14 protein-coding genes are annotated in these 17,271 nt (G+C 72.7%); 9 read left to right on the top strand and 5 right to left on the bottom strand.

The window, feature by feature from the left end; genetic code table 11:
* The first annotated feature begins 108 nt into the window (after positions 1 to 108).
* Complete coding sequence (gene gcvT / locus LXN57_RS29070; protein WP_251801387.1) at positions 109 to 1,191, top strand: glycine cleavage system aminomethyltransferase GcvT; 1,083 nt, start codon at positions 109 to 111, stop codon at positions 1,189 to 1,191.
* 128 nt (positions 1,192 to 1,319) lie between these two features.
* Here the strand turns inward: gcvT and LXN57_RS29065 are convergent, their stop codons facing one another.
* Together LXN57_RS29065 and LXN57_RS29060 are read right to left on the bottom strand one after the other, a co-directional pair.
* A complete protein-coding gene (locus tag LXN57_RS29065) occupies positions 1,320 to 2,060 on the bottom strand; it encodes an adenosylcobinamide-GDP ribazoletransferase (protein WP_251801386.1) in 741 nt (246 codons plus the stop codon).
* Positions 2,057 to 3,877: a bifunctional adenosylcobinamide kinase/adenosylcobinamide-phosphate guanylyltransferase gene (locus LXN57_RS29060; RefSeq protein ID WP_251801385.1), complete on the bottom strand. Its 1,821-nt coding sequence runs from the start codon at positions 3,875 to 3,877 to the stop codon at positions 2,057 to 2,059. The genes LXN57_RS29065 and LXN57_RS29060 overlap by 4 nt, the downstream gene beginning before the upstream one ends.
* An 81-nt stretch (positions 3,878 to 3,958) precedes the next feature.
* Here LXN57_RS29060 and LXN57_RS29055 point away from each other — a divergent pair, with 81 nt between their 5' ends.
* Together LXN57_RS29055 and LXN57_RS29050 are read left to right on the top strand one after the other, a co-directional pair.
* Entirely contained in the window at positions 3,959 to 4,156 is a 198-nt protein-coding gene (locus tag LXN57_RS29055) for a hypothetical protein (RefSeq protein ID WP_251801384.1), read from the top strand.
* Between the two features lies 1 nt (position 4,157).
* Positions 4,158 to 4,982: a site-2 protease family protein gene (locus LXN57_RS29050; protein ID WP_251801383.1), complete on the top strand. Its 825-nt coding sequence runs from the start codon at positions 4,158 to 4,160 to the stop codon at positions 4,980 to 4,982.
* A 189-nt stretch (positions 4,983 to 5,171) separates the two neighbouring features.
* On the opposite strand, the gene LXN57_RS29045 is transcribed toward LXN57_RS29050, so the two are convergent.
* Both LXN57_RS29045 and LXN57_RS29040 read right to left on the bottom strand, forming a co-directional pair.
* Positions 5,172 to 6,170: an aldo/keto reductase family protein gene (locus LXN57_RS29045; protein ID WP_251801382.1), complete on the bottom strand. Its 999-nt coding sequence runs from the start codon at positions 6,168 to 6,170 to the stop codon at positions 5,172 to 5,174.
* Between the two features lie 31 nt (positions 6,171 to 6,201).
* Positions 6,202 to 10,173: a WG repeat-containing protein gene (locus LXN57_RS29040; RefSeq protein ID WP_251801381.1), complete on the bottom strand. Its 3,972-nt coding sequence runs from the start codon at positions 10,171 to 10,173 to the stop codon at positions 6,202 to 6,204.
* Positions 10,174 to 11,157: 984 nt separating this feature from the next.
* On the opposite strand from LXN57_RS29040, the gene LXN57_RS29035 reads away from it, so the two are divergent.
* The 4 genes from LXN57_RS29035 to LXN57_RS29020 all read left to right on the top strand — a co-directional run bounded on the left by LXN57_RS29035 (position 11,158) and on the right by LXN57_RS29020 (position 15,629).
* Positions 11,158 to 11,709, top strand: coding sequence for a hypothetical protein (locus LXN57_RS29035; RefSeq protein WP_251801380.1), 552 nt, complete (start codon positions 11,158 to 11,160; stop codon positions 11,707 to 11,709).
* A 1,307-nt stretch (positions 11,710 to 13,016) separates the two neighbouring features.
* The gene (locus LXN57_RS29030; RefSeq protein ID WP_251801379.1) at positions 13,017 to 13,877 is read left to right on the top strand and encodes an ABC transporter permease; all 861 of its coding nucleotides are present in this window, start codon (positions 13,017 to 13,019) and stop codon (positions 13,875 to 13,877) included.
* Positions 13,870 to 14,670 carry an ABC transporter permease gene (locus LXN57_RS29025; RefSeq protein ID WP_251801378.1) on the top strand — a complete coding sequence of 267 codons (801 nt, stop codon included), beginning with the start codon at positions 13,870 to 13,872 and terminating at the stop codon, positions 14,668 to 14,670. The genes LXN57_RS29030 and LXN57_RS29025 overlap by 8 nt, the downstream gene beginning before the upstream one ends.
* A complete protein-coding gene (locus tag LXN57_RS29020; protein ID WP_251801377.1) occupies positions 14,667 to 15,629 on the top strand; it encodes an ABC transporter ATP-binding protein in 963 nt (320 codons plus the stop codon). Before LXN57_RS29025 ends, LXN57_RS29020 begins: the two co-directional genes overlap by 4 nt.
* Here the strand turns inward: LXN57_RS29020 and LXN57_RS29015 are convergent.
* On the bottom strand, positions 15,613 to 16,167 hold the full coding sequence (locus LXN57_RS29015; RefSeq protein WP_251801376.1) for a helix-turn-helix domain-containing protein: 555 nt from the start codon (positions 16,165 to 16,167) through the stop codon (positions 15,613 to 15,615). The genes LXN57_RS29020 and LXN57_RS29015 overlap by 17 nt on opposite strands.
* 66 nt (positions 16,168 to 16,233) lie before the next feature.
* On the opposite strand from LXN57_RS29015, the gene LXN57_RS29010 reads away from it, so the two are divergent.
* Together LXN57_RS29010 and LXN57_RS29005 are read left to right on the top strand one after the other, a co-directional pair.
* Positions 16,234 to 16,917, top strand: a complete 684-nt coding sequence (locus LXN57_RS29010) for an AzlC family ABC transporter permease (protein ID WP_251801375.1) — start codon at positions 16,234 to 16,236, stop codon at positions 16,915 to 16,917.
* Positions 16,917 to 17,225 (top strand): AzlD domain-containing protein, encoded by a 309-nt coding sequence (locus LXN57_RS29005; protein ID WP_251801374.1) that lies wholly within the window; start codon positions 16,917 to 16,919, stop codon positions 17,223 to 17,225. Before LXN57_RS29010 ends, LXN57_RS29005 begins: the two co-directional genes overlap by 1 nt.
* Positions 17,226 to 17,271: the final 46 nt, after the last annotated feature.

Below are 17,271 nucleotides of genomic sequence, written 5' to 3'. Positions count from 1 at the left end.
CGCCTCATGGGCGCGCCGGCTGGTTCGGTAGGCCCCGGCGCGGTGACGCCGGGGTGGGGGCTCCCCGCGACTCTAACCAAGCGCGAGGTCACGGGTAAGTTGACTCTCATGTCTGCCGACGCTCTTTCCCACTCGCCCCTGCACGAGCGCCACGTGGCACTGGGTGCGAAGTTCGCCGCTTTCGGGGGGTGGGAAATGCCCCTCGAGTACGCGGGCGGCGGTGTCATCAAGGAGCACACGGCGGTCCGCGAGGCGGCGGGCGTGTTCGACGTCTCGCATCTCGGCAAGGCGCGCGTACGGGGAGCCGGCGCCGCCGCCTTCGTCAACGCCTGCCTGAGCAACGACCTCGGCCGCATCGGTCCCGGCCAGGCGCAATACACCCTGTGCTGCGCCGAGGACGGCGGTGTGGTCGACGACCTGATCGCGTACGTCATCGCCGACGACGAGGTCTTCCTCATCCCGAACGCGGCGAACACGGCTTCGGTCGTACGGCTGCTGACCGCCGCCGCCCCGGCCGGCATCACGGTCACCGACGAGCACCACGAGTTCGCTGTCCTGGCCGTGCAGGGGCCGCAGTCGGCCGAGGTGCTCGCGAAACTGGGCCTGCCCACCGCGCACGACTACATGTCGTTCTCGTCCGCCGGCAACCTGATCGTGTGCCGCACCGGCTACACCGGCGAGCACGGCTACGAGCTGGTCGTGCCCTGGTCGTCGGCGGTCGAGGTGTGGGACCAGCTGATCGGCGCCGGGGTGCGCCCGTGCGGCCTGGGCGCGCGCGACACGCTGCGCACCGAGATGGGCTATCCGCTGCATGGCCAGGAGCTGACCCTCGAGATCACCCCGGTGCAGGCGCGTTCCGGCTGGGCGGTCGCCTGGAAAAAGCCCGCCTTCTGGGGTCGCGACGCCCTGCTGGCCGAGAAGGCGGCCGGGCCGCGGCGCACCCTGCGCGGGCTCGAGCTGACCGGGCGCGGCATCCCGCGCGGTCACATGCGGGTGTACGCCGGGGACCAGCTGATCGGCGAGACCACGAGCGGCACGTTCTCGCCCACCCGTAAGATCGGCATCGCGCTGGCCCTGCTCGACACGGCGGCCGCCGTGGCCGACGGCGACCTGGTCGAGATCGACATCCGCGGCCGCCGCGCCGAGGCCCGCGTGGTCAAGCCGCCGTTCGTGAAGACCTCGGTGCGCTAGAAACTGTTTCTCACATCACCGCTCGCACCCTGTGGACAACCTCGTTTCCGGCTTGCGGGCGGCGTAGTTCGGGCCCGCCCCCTTGGTAGGGCGGGGGTAGGGCTGGCTGGCCTTACCTGCCTTCGCCTTCAGCCGAGCGAGAGGCCGACGAGCGCGAGCGTGGTGGTCGCTTCCACGGCCGCGCCCAGCACGTCGCCGGTGATGCCGCCGAAACGCCGTACGCCATGGCGCACCAGCAGCACCACGACGGCGAGCGAGATCGCGACGGCGACCGGCCCCTGCCAGGGACGGTCCGGAGTCGCGGCAATCGCCGCGGCCGTGACCAGCGCCGCGCCCAGAACGGCCACAGGCGCCGGCACAGTGCCCGCCACGAGCGCGCCGAGCCCCTCGGGGCGGGCAGCGGGAACACCTCGGCGGCAGGCCAGCGGAATGGCGACCCGTCCGGCCGCGAACGCCACGACGACCGCGACGAGCGGCACGACGGCCAGCGCGGAAGCCTGGATCAGCAGCGTGAGCACGATCGCGGCGACCCCGAACGGGCCGATGTCCGACTTTTTCATGATGTCCAGGGCGGCGTCGCCCCGGCGGTAGGAGCCGAGCGCGTCGATCGTGTCGGCCAGCCCGTCGAGATGCATGCCCCGGGTCAGCAGAGCCGCCGCGGCGACCGTCACGCCCGCCGCGACCAGGGCCGGAGCGTGCGCCTCGCGCAGCAGCCACAGCAGCGCGGCCAGCAACAGGCCGAGCAGGGCGCCGACAGCCGGCGCCACACTCATGGCCACGGCGGCCGCCGGGCGGTCGACGCGCCCGGCGCGGACCGGCAGAACGGTCAGCGTGGTGACCGAGAGCCGCAGACCCGCCCCGAGGCTCACTCCGGGTGGGTGGTCGCCGGTCCCGGACCGTCCGGCTCCGGCTCGGCGAAGTCGGCGTCGTCCTCCGGCTCCAGCGCCGGGTGCACACTGATCGACGACGCCAGACCGACGGCCGTGCGCAACAGCGGCAGGGCGGCCAGCGCGTTCGCGCCTTCACCCAGACCCAGACCCAGGTCCAGTACGGGGGTCAGGCCGAGCACATCGCCGCCCTGGCGCACCAGCTCGAGGTCGCCGGCGTCGGCCAGCAGCGTCCAGTGCCGGATCTGACCGCCCAGATCGCGCGCGATGAGCCCGGCCGCAATCCCGACCGGCCCGTCGAGCACGACCGGCAGCCGCCGGGCCGCGGCGCCGAGCAGCGCGCCGGTCGCCACCGCGACGTCCTGGCCGCCCAGCTCGCGCAGGATGTCCTTGGCGCCGCGCGGTTCCCGGCGGATGCGGTGCAGGGCGTCCCGCACGGCGGCGGCCCGCTCCATCCACGACTCGTCGTCGTAGACGCCGCCGGGCAGCAGCACGCGGGGAAGCACAGCAACGGCCTCGGCGCCCGTGGTGGCGGCGGAGACGGCGGCTGCGACCGCGTCCGTGCCGACGCCGATTGACGCGATGACGAGCAGATCCCGGCCGGCCTCGGCTGCGGCGTCGGCCAGCAGCCAGCCCTGCTGCAGGGCGCGGTCGACGTCCTCCAGGGACGCCGCGGCCATGTCCTCCATCGGGGTGGCCTCGGGGGTGCGCAGCACGGCGATGTCGGCCCCGGCCGTGCCGGCGAGGCGGCTCAGCACGCCCTCGCCGTTCTCGACCTGGGCGACGCGGCGCTCGACGTCGGCCACGTCGTCACCGGCCGCGGCGCCGCCCGAATGGCGGCCCGAGAGCAGTAGGACGCGCGGGGAGCTCCACGGCTGCGGGGTGACGGTGGCTTGGGTGGCGGCGGCGAAGGTGACCGCCTCGGCCAGGCGGCCCAGCCCGATGCCGGGGAAGTCGAGGGAGGGCAGTCGGTCGCGGGCGTCGGGGCCGGCGTCGCCGTCGGGCATGGGCAGGTCCATGCCGGGCTCGAAGACGACGGCCGAGGCGACCAGGGGCAGGACCATGGTGGGCTCGTTGAGCACGCCGGCCGCCGGGGTGGCCGCCGCGGCCTCAGCTGCCACCGGGCTGACCAGTTGCGGCTGCGCTGTCGTGGCCGGCGCGACGGCCGGGCTCACGATGCTCGCGTCCGACTCCACCGCTGCGGCGGCATCCGCCTGCGTGGCAGCTGCCGGTTCCGTGGCGGCTGTTTCGTCGGGGGAGCCCTTCAGCCACACCGGCCGGCCGGCGACGACGAGCGCCACCCGGTCGCAGGCGTCGGCCAGAGCCTGGTTGGTCGTGCCCAGCGCGTCGGCGAAGGCCCGCCCGACCGGCGTGGTCGGCACCAGCGACAGACCCACCTCGGGGCTCACCAGAACCACCCGTGCCGTGCAGGCGCGCACGGCGGCGGCCAGCCCGGCCACGTCGGCCTCGTCGTTGTTGGGCTGCCGGGCCGGGTCGAGCAGGGCCGCCACCCAGCCGCCCAGATCGTCCACGAGCAGCGTGTCGTCGGGCTTGGCCTCGCTCAGCAACTCGGTCAGCCGGGCCGGGTCGGCCGCCGTCTCCTCCGTCGACCACGACTGCGGCCGGCGGCGCTGATGTTCCTCGATCCGGGCCAGCCACTCCGGGTCGTCCTCGCCGCCGGCCGCGGTCGCCACATAGCGCACGGCCGGAGCGCCGGCCACCAGGGACTCGGCGAATGCGGACTTGCCGGACCGGATCCCGCCGAGCACCAGGACCGTGTGCCACCGATCATCGGACATGCCCCGTACCTTAAGGCCGGGGCGCACAGCGCGACGCCGTAGGGTGGAGGACACCGACCGAGGACGTGAAGGGGGCGGCGCATGCCGTGGAGTTGGCGCTACGAGAACGTCGACGGTCAGCCGGTGGCCGGGCCGGCCGAGACGTTCAGCAGCCAGGCCGACGCGGAGTCGTGGATCGGCCAGGAGTGGCGCGGGCTGGCCGAGGCCGGCGTGACCAAGGTGGTGCTGGTCGAGGACGACCGGGTGGAATACCCGATGAGCCTGCTGCCGGCGGAGTGACGTGACCTACGACGATCCGGTCCACACGAGGACACCGCGCCACGCGTTCGTGCCCAGCCCGGTCTTCGTGGGCATCGTGGCCGTGTTCGTGGTCAGCGGCTGGATGACCTGGGTCGGTTTCGGCAACGTCCGGGTCGACGTGTTCCTGTTCATCGTCGCGGGCTGGCTCGTGTCGCTCTGCCTGCACGAGTACGCGCACGCGCTGATCGGCTACTTCTCGGGCGACCACACGGTGGTCGAACGCGGCTACCTGAAGCTGAACCCGCTGAAGTACACGAGCCCGCTGCTGTCGATCGTCCTGCCCGTGGTGGTGGTGATCCTGGGCGGCATCGGCCTGCCCGGCGGCGCCGTCTGGGTCGACCACCGCTACATTCGCAGCAAGGTCAAGGATTCGCTGATCAGCGCCGCCGGCCCGCTCACCAACCTGATCCTGGCCCTGGTCCTCGCGCTGCCGTTCCTGATCGGTGTGGGGCCCACGCTCGACCTGGTCGGCGGTCAGGTGGTCGCCGGCGGCTCCGGCGACCACCTGGAGTTCTGGGCGGCGCTGGCCGCGCTGGCCTTCCTGCAGGTGACGGCGACCATCCTCAACCTGCTGCCGATTCCCGGCCTCGACGGCGGCAGCATCCTCGCGCCGTGGATGAGCCCGGCCTATCAGCGCGCGTGGAACCTCTTCGCGCCGTACGGCTTCATCCTGCTGTTCCTGCTGCTGTGGCAGACGCAGGTCGGTGACTACTTCTTCGACGTGGTCTTCTGGATCACCGACAAGCTGGGCCTCTCCCAGGTCCTGATCCAGGTCGGCCTAGAACTCATGCGGTTCTGGAACTGAGCTGAGCTTCTGGCTCTGCCTTCGGCCTTTACGTCAATGAGTTGGGCCCGTTTTCAACACCGCAAACAGCGACGGCGTTGAAAACGGGCCCAACTCATTGACGGCGATCGCCCGAGTGGCGCAGTGGGAAAGGGCATCCCCTGAATAAATTGGAGTGGGGCTGGGGATCGGCCGCCCTGGGTTATGTGGCTATGGGCGGCGGGCCGGCGACCGGGTCTTGGCCGGGTCGCGCTCGGCGACCGGGTCGAGGGCGGCGTCGATCGCCTTCATCACATCGGCGTCGAGCTTCTTGCCCGACGCCGCGGCGTTGTCCCGCACCTGCTCGGGGCGGGACGCGCCGATGATGGCGGCCGAGACGTTCTGGTTCTGCAGCACCCAGGCCAGGGCCAGCTGGGCCAGGCTCAGCCCGGCCTGGTCGGCGATCGGCTTGAGCTGGGCCACCGCCTCCAGCACCTCGTCGCGCATGAGCCGCGAGATGAAGTTGGCGCCCGACTTCTCGTCGGTGGCCCGCGAGCCCGACGGCGGCTGCTTGCCCACCTCGTACTTGCCGGTCAGCACGCCCTGCGCGACCGGCGAGAAGACGACCTGGCCGATCCCCAGCTCGATCGAGGTCGGCACCACCTCGGCCTCGATGACCCGCCACAGCGCGGAGTACTCCGGCTGGTTCGAGACGAACGGAATCTTCAGGTCCTGGGCCATCTCCCAGCCGGCCCGGATCTCGGACGCGGTCCACTCCGAGACGCCGATGTAGAGCGCTTTGCCCGAACGCACGACGTCGGCGAACGCCTGCATCGTCTCCTCGAGCGGGGTCGAGTAGTCGTAGCGGTGGGCCTGATAAAGGTCGACGTAGTCGGTCTGGAGCCGGCCCAGCGACGCGTCGATCGACTCCATGATGTGCTTGCGGGACAGGCTGCGGTCGTTCGGGCCGGGCCCGGTCGGCCAGAAGACCTTGGTGAAGATCTCGAGGCCGGCGCGGCGCTCGCCCTTGAGCGCGCGGCCCAGCACCTCCTCGGCGCGACCGCCGGCGTACGCGTCGGCCGTGTCGAACGTCGTGATGCCCACGTCGAGGGCGGCGCGCACGCACGCGACGGCGGCCTCCTCCTCGACCTGGGAGCCGTGGGTGATCCAGTTGCCGTACGCGATCTCGCTGATCAGCAGGCCGGAACGGCCAAGATGACGAAACTCCATACGCCGACACTAGGCCCAGCTCGAAGATCTTTCAGAGTACGGGCCGGGTGTCCTTGATCAACTTATCGATCTCGTCGAGCACGTCGGCACGCTCCCGGTACTTCAGCTCGACCAGCGACTCACCCTTGCGGCCGAGCGCACCCCACAGCCCGAACCGGTCGGCGATCAGGAACGCGGCCGGGTGGATCAGCAGGGCGGCGTGCACGGGCGGCACCAGCAGGTGACCCTCGCGGTCCACCACGCCGTACACCTCGCCCGCGTCGACCACCGCCAGCCCCTCCTCGGTGAAACCGTCCACCGGCTCGCCCGAGGCGAGCATCGTCGCGAAAGCCTGATAGTTCGGCTGCACGACAACCCGGGAATGCTCGTCGACGACACCCCAGCCGCCCCGCCGCACCAGCGCCAGCCCGTTGCGGAACGGCCGCGCGTCCTCGAACCCGCCTGCCACGATGACCCGGTTCTGCTTGTCGATCGCATGCCAGCCGCCCGCGTCGTCCCGCGACACCCAGGCCAGCCCGCCGGCGAACCGCCCGGCCGCGCGATACCCCGACGAGGCGTCGATGAACAGCACGCCCGACTCGTCGATCAGCTCCCACGCAGGCGCCTCGGGCCGCCGCACCCAGGCCACCCCGTCCGCGAACGGCTGAGCCTGCGCGTACCGCGGCGGCAGCAGCCCCGGATACCCGAACAACCCCGAGCTCTCGTCCCGGGCCGGCCGGGGCGTCTCCACCTTGCCCAGAATCTCTTCGGACGATCGCGGATAGGGCCCCCACCCCTCGGCGGCCCGCCCGGTGATCGTGTCGAGGGCCAGCTCGATCCGCTCGACCAGGTCCGGGTCGGCGCCCCGGCGCAGGTCGAGCGCCTTCTCCAGGTGGTTCACGGCCTCCAGGTAGCGCCCCTGCTCGAACGCGGACCGCCCGGCCAGCTCGGAGATCTCGGCCCGCAGCCGCGCGGGCAACTCGGCCGACCCGGCTTCGGCGTAGACGCGGTCGGCCTCGGCGAACTCACCGCGCCACTGAAGCACATGCCCGAGACGGGCCCGTACGGTCGCCGTCCGCACCAGCTCCCCGGCCGCCTCCGCATGAACCAGGGCCGCCCGCGCGTCCTCCAGAGCCGGATCGAGATCCCCGAGCAGCCGCGAAGCCACCGCCCGCAAACTCAGCAGGCGTGCCCGGTCGCTGTCCCGCTCCGCATACTCGAGCTTGTCCGTGAGCCGGTCGATGACCACCCACATCGGCTCGTCGTCCTCGATCTGCTCCCGCAGCGTCCGCGGGTCGTAGGTCACCGGGTAGGCGGCCAGGATCTGCTCCGGGTCGGTGCGCCGGTTGCGCGGGTCGGCCTGCTGCTCCCGCTTCTGCCGAATCGGTTCGCCACTGCGCCGCCCGGTTTCCCCGTACGCCGGAGAGCCGCTCCCAGCCGAGCCGCCCTCAGCCGAGCCCGTCACGTCATCCTGTTCGCCGCCATCGGACGCCGCGACCGGAGCATCCGTCGAACTTGTGGCGGTTGTCGCCGCGGGCTCGGCCTCCCGCTCTGCCGCCTCCGGGCTCGTCTTTGTGGCGGTTGTCGCGGCAGGCTCGGCTTCCGGGTGTTCCGCCTCTGGGCTTGTCGGGTCCGGGCTTGTCGGGTCCGTGGCGGCGTCGTCTGCCAAGTCGGGCGCGGCCGTTGTCGCGGGTTCGGTGCCCGGGGTGGCTGTGGCGTCGTCGTCCGCGGGATCGGTATCCGGGCTGGTGACGGCGTTGTCTGCCGAGTCCCCGGTGGAGGTTGTGCCGGAGTCCGTGTCCTGGGTTGATGCGGAGACCATGACCGTGTGGTCCGTCGCCTCGGGGTCGCTCTCGGCTCCTGCCTCAGCGGTCGGAGCCGCCTCGCTCGCCAAGTCCGTCCCCGCGGCAGCCGACGAACTGGCCGCGGCAGTAGCCATTTCGGCGGACGTCACAGCCTCCTGTCCGGCGGCAGGCGATGAACCTGTCGCGGAGGTGGCCATTTCGGGGGAGGTCGCAGCCTCCTGTCCGGCGGCAGGCGACGAGCCTGTCGCGGAGGTGGCGATTTCGGGGGAGGTCGCAGCCTCGTGGCTGATTTCCTCCGTGGCCGTTCCAGGAGCAGCCGCCACCGGGCGGTCGGAGTCCTCCGAGCGGGCGTCCCGACCGGCCTTGCCGACTTCGGTTTCCCGGCTGTGCGCTTCGGCTGCTTGGCTGTGGGCCTCGGTTGCTGGGCTGTGCGCTTCGGCTGCTCGGCTGTGGGCCTCGGTTACCTGGCTGTGCGCTTCTGCTGGGCTGTGCGCCTCGGTTACCTGGCTGTGCGCCTCGGTTGCTCGGCTGTGGACCTCACCCGGCGGTGCGTTCTCGGCGTCAAGCTCGTCGATGGCGCCGGTCTTGACCGTGGCCGTCCGCTCGCCGGTGTGGACGGCTGTCGCGACCGCCCCGCCCGGCAGCTCCTCATCCGGCACCGAAGCCTGCCCGGTCGCGTCCGGACCGAGGGCCTGGCCGGAGCCTTCGGCGACGAAGGGCTCAGCGGCAAGGGCAGGCGCAGCCGACGGGCCTTCGAGAGCGGCAACCACATCACCCGGCGTGTCGTCGATGAGCTCGGCGTCCACGATGTCGTCATCGACCGCACCCGCGGGCCGCGCAACGACGGGCTCCTCATCGACCAGCTCGAATTCGATCAGCTCGACCTCGATGGCCTCGGCGTCGAAGTGCACGCCCTCAACACGGAACCGGGCCGACGGCGCGTGGTCGCCGCTGTCTTCCGAGTCGCTTTCCAGCGTCCCCTCGCCGACACCCCCATCGTGAAGCGCGTCGGAGGCGTTCGAGCCCCGCTCTTCGCCCAAGTCCTCCAAGCCGGATTCCGACACAGCCGGAGCGGGCCGCCCGAAGGCAGCCAGCGGCTCCGGACCGGTCGCGAAGGGCTGCGACGAGGTCGGCCGCGCCGAGCCGCTCCGCGCGGAGCCGTCTCGTGCCGAGTCCAGTCGCGACGAGCCCGCCTGCGGGAAGTCGCGCCGCGCTGTTTCGGCATGCTGGGCATCGCGCCGCGCTGTTTCGGCATGCTGGGCATCGCGCTGCGCTGTTTCGGCATGCGTCGCGTCGCGCCGCGCTGTTTCGGCATGCTGGGCGTCGTGCCGCGCCGACTCGGAATGCGTGGTGACGGGCTGCGCCGAGCCTGAATGCGGGGAGCCGAGCTTCGCGGACTCCGACAGCGCTGAGTCGTGTCGCGTTGGTTCGCGCTGAGTGTCGGCGGGCTGAGTGTTACCGGGCTGGGCCGAGACGGGCTGGGCCGAGACGGGCTGGGCCGAGACGGGCTGGGCCGAGACTGGCTGGGCTGAGACCGGGTGTGCGGACACCGGCTGGGCCGAGACGGGCTGGGCCGGGATCGGCTGCACTGAGACCGGGTGTGCCGACACTGGCTGGGCCGAGATCGGGTGTGAGGACACCGGCTGGGCCGAGATCGGGTGTGAGGACACCGGCTGGGCCGAGACCGGGTGTGCGGACACCGGCTGGGCGGAGACGGGATGAGGCGCGGTGGGCGGCTCTGACGTCGGCTGTTGTGCCGAACTGGCGCCGGCCGGGTAAGGGCGCTCCGCGGTGGGCTCGTCATAGGTCTGGTCAGGGAAGACCGGGCCGGTGCGGGGCGTGGTGGGCTGCCTGACGATCGGCTGGACGGCCAGGGGCTCGTCGTAGTCGGCGTAGGGCAGGTCGGCGTAGTGCCGGGTTTCCGCACCGGGCGCGTCGTCGGCTGAGTAGTTGATGTCGCGGGCCGCTTCGTCGGGGTCGGGGGCGGGCTCGCCGGCACGCCTCGGCGTGATGATGGGTAGCGCTCCGGACGGGACGAACCAGTCCTCCTGGCCCGGCGCGGCGCTGATTGACCCCGTGCCGGTGACGTGCGGCTGCGCAGATGTCGGGGTGACCGGCATGGTCGCGGAGGCCGCGTCCGGCCCGGGAGCCGTGGGCGGCTCCGTGGTGGGCTCAGGGCCGAACTGCCCGGCGATGGGTGCCGGGTGAGCGCCTGCCACGGGGTATGCCGGGTCAAACGCGGGTGCCGAGCTGACCGGTCCGTCAGCGGATGCCGAGCTGACCGGCCCAGCGGGATGTGCGCTGACCGATCCCGCGGAGGACGCGCCGGCTGACGCAGCAGGATGTGCGCTGGCTGACCCAGCAGGATGTGCACTGACCGGCTCAGCAGGGGGTGCACTGGCTGGCCCGGCAGGGGGTGCGCTGGCTGGCCCGGCGGGTGCTGCGCTGGCTGGCGTGGTGGCCGGCGTCGTGCTGCCTGTGGTCCCGCTTGCGGGCGCCGGGCTGACCGGTTCGGTGCCCGGTGCCGGGCTTACCGGCACGCCGCTAGTGGGTGCTGAGCTGGTGGGTCGGGTTACGGGGGCCGTGTTGATGGTGGGTGCTGAACCCGCGAAACCGGCCGATCCGGCTGCGGGAACTGGGCCGGAGGGTGCGCCGGCCGCGGGCTGGGCGCTGGTGGGGGTTGCCGGCGCGGGCTCGTCGACGGGTTCGAGAACGGCCGGCTGGGCGACCGGCGGCGCGGCGGGGGACTCGACGACGGGTGGCGGCAGCGGGGTCACTGCGCCGAGGCCGCTCTGGGAGAGCAGCCAGCCCAGGCCGTGCGACTCGCCGCTGTCGTCAGCCGGGGTGGCGGACGGCACTGCGGAGGAAGGCACTGCGGAGGAAGGCACTGCGGAGGAAGGCACTGCGGAGGAAGGCACTGCGGAGGAAGGCCGCGGGTCCTGGTCGGCAGTGCTGCCCTGCTTGTGGGCGGCGTCCCAGATCGAGCCACCCGATACTGGCACGGCCGAGGTCTGAGACGAGGGAGAGACCGGGCGGGGTGCGGCATCCTGCCTGTCCGCCGGGGGCGGCTGAGTAGACGCGCCAGCCTCGGCGCCCGAGCGGTGGTGGCCGTCCGGCTGGTGAGTCTGCCCCGGTCCCGGTGCGCCGGGGGGTGCGGAGGTCGGCTGGCCCGAGACCGGTCGCGAGGGCGCCGGTGAGCCTCCGTGTGGCGACGCAGGCTGGGCCGGCCGGAACTCGCCCGGCCCAGCCGATGCCGGTCGAGTCGGGGCGGCTTCGGACTGCGGATAGCGCAGCTGCGCCGGGCGGCCGGCCTGGCCGGTTACCGGCTCGGAGTAGTCGGGCTGCGCCGGGCGGCCGAACTGGGCCGCTTCGTGCTGGGAACGGCCTGGCTGCGCCGGATAGTCGGACTGCGCCGGGCGGTCGGGCTGCGCCGGGCGGTCGGACTGGATCGCCCCGGGCCGGGAACGGCCGGGCTCTGCCGGGTGGCTGGATTGGGCGGTGTCTGGCTGCGGGTAGCCGGACCGCCCTGGGCGGCCCGCTTCGGGCTGCGCGTAGCCGGCCTGTGCTGGGCGGCCGTGCTGGGTCGCCTCGGGCTGGGGACGGCTGGGTTGGGCAGTGTCGGACTGTGGGCGGCCGTGCTGTGCCGGGCGCCCGTAGTGGGCCGCTTCGGGCTGCGCGTAGCCGGCCTGCGCCGGGTGGCCGTGCTGCGCCGTGTCGGGCTGGGGACGACCGGGCTGCGCCGTATCTGTCTGTGAACTGCCCGGCTGCGCAGGAACGGGCTGTGGGCGGCCGGGCTGTGCGTAACCGGAGTGCGTCGGGCGACCGGGCTGGGCAGCGTCCGGCTGCGAAGGCGCCGACTGCGCCGGGGACTGCGGTCGATTGCCGGGCTGTGCTGACGGCGGCCGGTTGCCGGGCTGCGCCGAAGACGGCTGGGAAGAGCCGGGCTGGGCCGGCGCCGGGTGGCCGGATGCGGGCTGCGCGTGACCGAAATGCTGGGGGTAGCCGGGCTGGACCGGCACCGACTGCGGGCGGTTGGCCTGCTGCGGCGCGGATGCCGCGACCGGCGGGGGTGAGACGGGACGCGCGGGTGCGGGAATCGGCGCCGACTGACGCGACGGTGTGACCCGGGTGGGCTGGGGGGTGGGCCGGGCCTGGGGCGGCGTGGAGCGCTCGGGCGGGGCCGGACGGAGGTCGAAGGGGCCGTCGTCGCGGCCGTCGCGCTGGCCGGGGGCCGGGGGACGGGCGCCGGGGCGGGACGGGAACGCGTCGGCGGGGGCGGGGCGGGCACTGCCGTAGACGCCGGCGGCCGGGGAGACCGGGCGGCGCTCGTCGGGGGTGTGTCGCCGGCCGTACTGCTGGTCGTCGGCGGGTGGGCGCGCGGCGCCGTAGACGCCCGAGGACGCGGGGGAGACCGGTCCCGGGCCGGAACGGTCCGGAGTGGCGGGGGCCTGGTTGTCCCGACCGGGATTGACCGGCACCGAGTATGGATTGCCGGGGCGGGACTCCCGCATCTGCGCCTCGCGGAACTGGACCGCGTCGCGGTACGAGCCGCTGGTCTGTGATGGCTCGGGACGCGGGTCGGGCTGGCGGCCGTAGACGCGCCGCTGTTCGGGGGCGGAGGGCTGGGAGCCGGCGGGCCGGTTCCACAACGGCTCGTCGCGGCGGGGCGCCGGCTCCGGGCGGGCCGGCGGGGCGCCGTACCGGGAAGGCTCTTGATCTTCGGAATCGGCCGGCGTGCCCTGGGTGGCCTCGTAGACCGGCGTGTGCACGGCCTTGCGACGGCCGGGGTCGCCGGGGTAGCGCTGGCCGGGCTGCGGCTCCCACTCCCAGGTGATCTCGTAGACCCAGGCCGGCTGGTCGCCCCAGCCGTCGCCCAGGGAGCTCCAGCCGTTCATCGGGCACCCGAGATCAGGCCCGGCGATTGGCGACGCTCCGTCACGGCGAACTTCCACTTCTGGTCGAAAATGCGCGGCGGACACCCGGAGACCCCGATAGAGTCGCCCGGCTCCACCGCAGGGTCCGGCACTGGAGGTACTGGGAGTCAGGGAAGGAGATTAACGGCGTGGACGCGCTTGACGCCAGCGTGCCGGCGATCTCACCCAGCCGTCCGATCGGCGCCTCCGTCGCTACTTTCCGTGCGTTGATGGGGTCGGGTTTCCGCCGGTGGGCGACCTATCGGCAGGCCACGATCGCCGGAACGTTCACCAACATAGTCTTCGGCTTTCTTCGCTGCTACGTGCTACTTGCGGTAGCCGCGGGGGCAGCGGGCGGCACGCCCGGCGGTTACGATGCGCGCCAGCTCGCCACGTTCGTCTGGGTGGGCCAAGGGCTACTCAACGTAGTGGGAATCTGGGGCTGGGGCGACCTCGCGGACCGGATCCGGACCGGCGACATCGTGGCCGACCTGGTACGCCCGGTTTCTCCGGTGACCGCGTATCTGGCCGCTGACCTGGGCCGGGCCGCCCATGCGCTGCTCACCCGGGTCGGGCCGCCGGTGCTCGTCGGCGCCCTCTTCTTTCCGCTGGCCACGCCCTCGCGCTGGCAGACCGTGCCGCTTTTCGCGGTTTCTGTGCTTCTGGCGGTGATCGGGTCGTTCGCCTGTCGTTACCTCGTCAACGCGACCGCGTACTGGCTCGACGACGCCCGCGGCCCGCTGATGTTCTGGACGCTGGGCTCGGGCGTGCTGGCCGGCCTCTACTTCCCGCTGCGCCTGCTGCCGGACTGGCTGACGGTCACCCTGTGGGTGGCGACGCCGCTGCCGGGCCTGCTGCAGACGCCACTCGACGTGCTGATCGAGCGGGACCAGCCGGCGTTGCAGGCCGGGCTGGTCGCGCTGCAGGCGGTCTGGGCTGCGATCATGCTCGCGCTGGCCCACTGGGTGCAGCGCCGGGCCGAGCGGCGCCTGGTGGTGCAGGGTGGGTGAGCTGCGGGCGTACGCGGCGCTGTTCGGCGGGCGGCTGCGCTCAGCCACGGCGTACCGGACGTCGTTCGCGGTCGAGATGGTGACCAACGCGGCCGGCACGCTGATCGACGTCGTCACTGTCTTCGTGCTCTATCGCGCGGCCGCGTCCGTGGGCGGATTCACCCTCGACGAGGCGCTGATGATGACCGGCATCACCGCGTTCGCGTTCGTCCTGGCCGACCTGACCGTCGGCAACATCGACCAGCTCGAGACGTACGTGCGGACCGGGCGCCTCGATGCCGTGCTGGTGCGGCCGCTGGCCGTGCTGCCCCAGTTGATCCTGGCCGACCTGCCGCTACGCAAGCTGATGCGGCTCGCGGTCGGGGCCTGCGTGCTGGGCCTGGCGCTCGCCCGCAACGATGTCGACTGGACTCCGGGCCGCGCCTTGTTGCTGGTCTCGGCGCCGATCAGCGGGGCCGTGTTCTTCGGAGCGATCTTCGTGCTGAGCGCCGCCTCCGCCTTCTGGTGGATCGACTCGGGCAAGCTGGGGCACGGCTTCACGTACGGCGGTCGCGACTTCACCTCGTACCCGATCACGGTTTACGGCTCGTGGTTCCGCACCCTCTTCGCGTACGGGCTGGGCTTCGGATTTGTCAGTTATCAACCCGCACTGACCCTGCTCGGCCGGGCCGACCCGCTCGGTCTGCCGAGCTGGGCGGGCTACCTGTCGCCGCTGATCGCGCTGATCGTCTCGGCCATCGCGGCCGTGGTCTGGCGGCTGGGCGTGCGCCACTACCGGAGCACCGGCTCATGATCGAAATGCGGGAATTGCGCAAGACCTTCACCGTACGCGTGAAAGCCGGCCGCCTGCGCCGGGAGAAACGCGAGGTGGCGGCCGTCGACGGGGTCAGCCTGTCGATCGCCCGGGGCGAGATGGTGGGCTACATCGGGCCGAACGGGGCCGGCAAGTCGACCACGCTCAAGATGCTGACCGGTGTGCTGTCACCGACCAGCGGCGAGGTGTCGGTCAGCGGGCTGCGGCCGGTGCCCCAGCGCACCCGGCTGGCGCTGCGCATCGGCGTCGTCTTCGGGCAGCGCTCCCAGCTCTGGTGGGACCTTCCCCTCGGCGAGTCGTTCCGGCTGCTGCGGTACGTCTACCGGGTGCCCCCGGCCGAGCACGAGGCCCGCCTGCGGCGTTGCCGGAAGCTGCTCGACCTGGACGCGTTCCTCGACACCCCGGTGCGGCAGTTGTCGCTGGGCCAGCGGATGCGGGGCGAACTCACCGCGGCCCTGCTGCACGGGCCCGAGGTGCTGTTCCTGGACGAGCCGACGATCGGGCTCGACGTGGTGAGCAAGCAGGCGGTGCGCTCGTTCCTGGGCGAGCTGGGCCGCACCGGCGACGTCACGCTCGTGCTGACCACCCACGACCTGGCCGACATCGAACGCCTCTGCCGCCGCCTGGTGGTGATCGACCACGGCCACGTCGTGCACGACGGCACCATCGAGCAGTTGCACGCCCGCTACGGCTCTCGCCGGCGCCTGGTGGCCGACCTGGACGTCCCGCTGCCGCCCGGCTTCACCCTGCCCGGCGCGACGATGACGTCGGCCGAGGCCGACGGCCACCGGGTCACCTTCACCCTCGAGTCGATCGCGGCCGGCGCCGCGGTCGCCGCCCTGGTCACCGCGGCCCAGGTGCGCGACCTGTCGGTGGTCGAGCCCGAGATCGAGGACGTGGTGGCGCGCCTGTACACCGATGTCAGCGGTGCTCCATGACGAGGACGGCCCAAGCGGGTTCGAGCGCCTCGTAGTGGTGCGGGACGTCACCCGGGAACGTGATGTAGTCGCCCGGGCCGAGTTCGACGGTGTCGCCGTCCGGCCCGGTGCGGATGCGGCCGCCGCCGACCACGATGTGCTCCACGCTGCCCGGGATGTGCGCCGCGGCGTCGCGGGCCGGCCCGGGTTGCAGCTCCATCACGTACAGGTCGCGCCGGGTGTGCGGCGAACCGGCGGCGAGCAGCGTGGCCACGAGGTCGGCCTCGTCGGCCCGCAGCCGGGGCCCCTCGCCCGCCCGGACCACGCGCACCTGCGTCTCGAGCGGCTCGACCAGGCGGCTGAAGGGCACCCCGAGCGCGACCCCGAGCGACCAGAGCGTCTCGATGCTGGGGTTGCCGGTGCCCGCCTCGAGCTGCGACAGCGTCGATTTGGCCAGGCCGGCCCGGCGGGCGAGCTCGGCGATCGAGATGCCGGCCCGCTCCCTTTCCCGGCGCAGGGCGGCGGCGATGGTGGCGAGCGGGGGCGCCGGTTGCTGCATGTTCGCTCCGTCGATCGATTCGTTCGGTTTGACGAACGCTGGGAACGTCGTTCAGTATTTCAAACCATGCGTACGATACAGCGAACGCAGACATTCGACCGGGCGCAGGTCCGCGACGCCGTCGCCATCGCCGCTGCCATGGTGGCGGTGGGCGCGTCGTTCGGCGCCATCGCGATCGCGTACGGCCTGCCGACGTGGGTGCCGTTCGCCATGTCCACGATCGTCTTCGCCGGGGGAGCGCAGTTCCTGGCCATCGGACTGCTCGCCGCCGGCAATCCGATCGCCGCCGTCTTCGCGGGCCTGCTGCTCAACGCCCGCCACATCCCGTTCGGCCTGGCCATCGGCAGCACCATGGGCACGGGCTGGCGCCGCCTGGTCGGCACCCACGTGATGACGGACGAGGTCGTCGCGTTCACCCTGGCCGAGGACGACCCGGCCCGCCGCCGGCGCACCTACTGGCTGATGGGCATCACGCTCTTCACCTCGTGGAACGTCGGAACGCTGCTGGGCGTGCTGCTCGGCTCGGCCGTGGGCGACTACGAGGCCCTGGGACTCGACGCGGCCTTCCCGGCGGCCCTCATCGCCCTGATCCTGCCGGCACTGCGCGACCGGCCGACCCGGATCGTCGCGCTCACCGGCACAGCCGTCGCCGTAGTCACGACGCCCTTCCTGCCCGCCGGCCTGCCCGTGCTCTGCGCCCTGCTGGGCCTGCTCACCCTGATCCGCTTCGGCCGTCGCCGGGAGGCCTGATGCTGCTCGCCGCGATCCTGGTGCTGGGCGTCGGCACCTACACGATGCGCCTCGGCGGCGTGCTGCTGCGGGAACGCCTCACGCTGTCCCCCGGCCTCCAGCGCCTGCTCCCGATGGCTGCCGCCGCCCTGCTCGCTGCCCTGGCCGGCACCGCGACACTGATGGCGGGCAGCGGTTTCGCCGGCGTGGCCCGCCCGGCCGGCGTGGCCGTAGGCGCGTTGCTGGCCTGGCGCCGGGCCCCCTTCGTCGTCGTGGTCGTGGCGGCGGCCGCGGTGGCCGCCCTGCTGCGCCTGGCCGGCGTCGACTAACCGGCCAGCAGGCGGCGCACGCCGTCGGGCAACTTCCCAGTGCTCC

It is taken from the genome of Paractinoplanes hotanensis (assembly GCF_023717965.1).
Lineage (GTDB): Bacteria > Actinomycetota > Actinomycetes > Mycobacteriales > Micromonosporaceae > Actinoplanes > Actinoplanes polyasparticus.
This window is presented reverse-complemented; position numbering and strand designations above follow the sequence as displayed.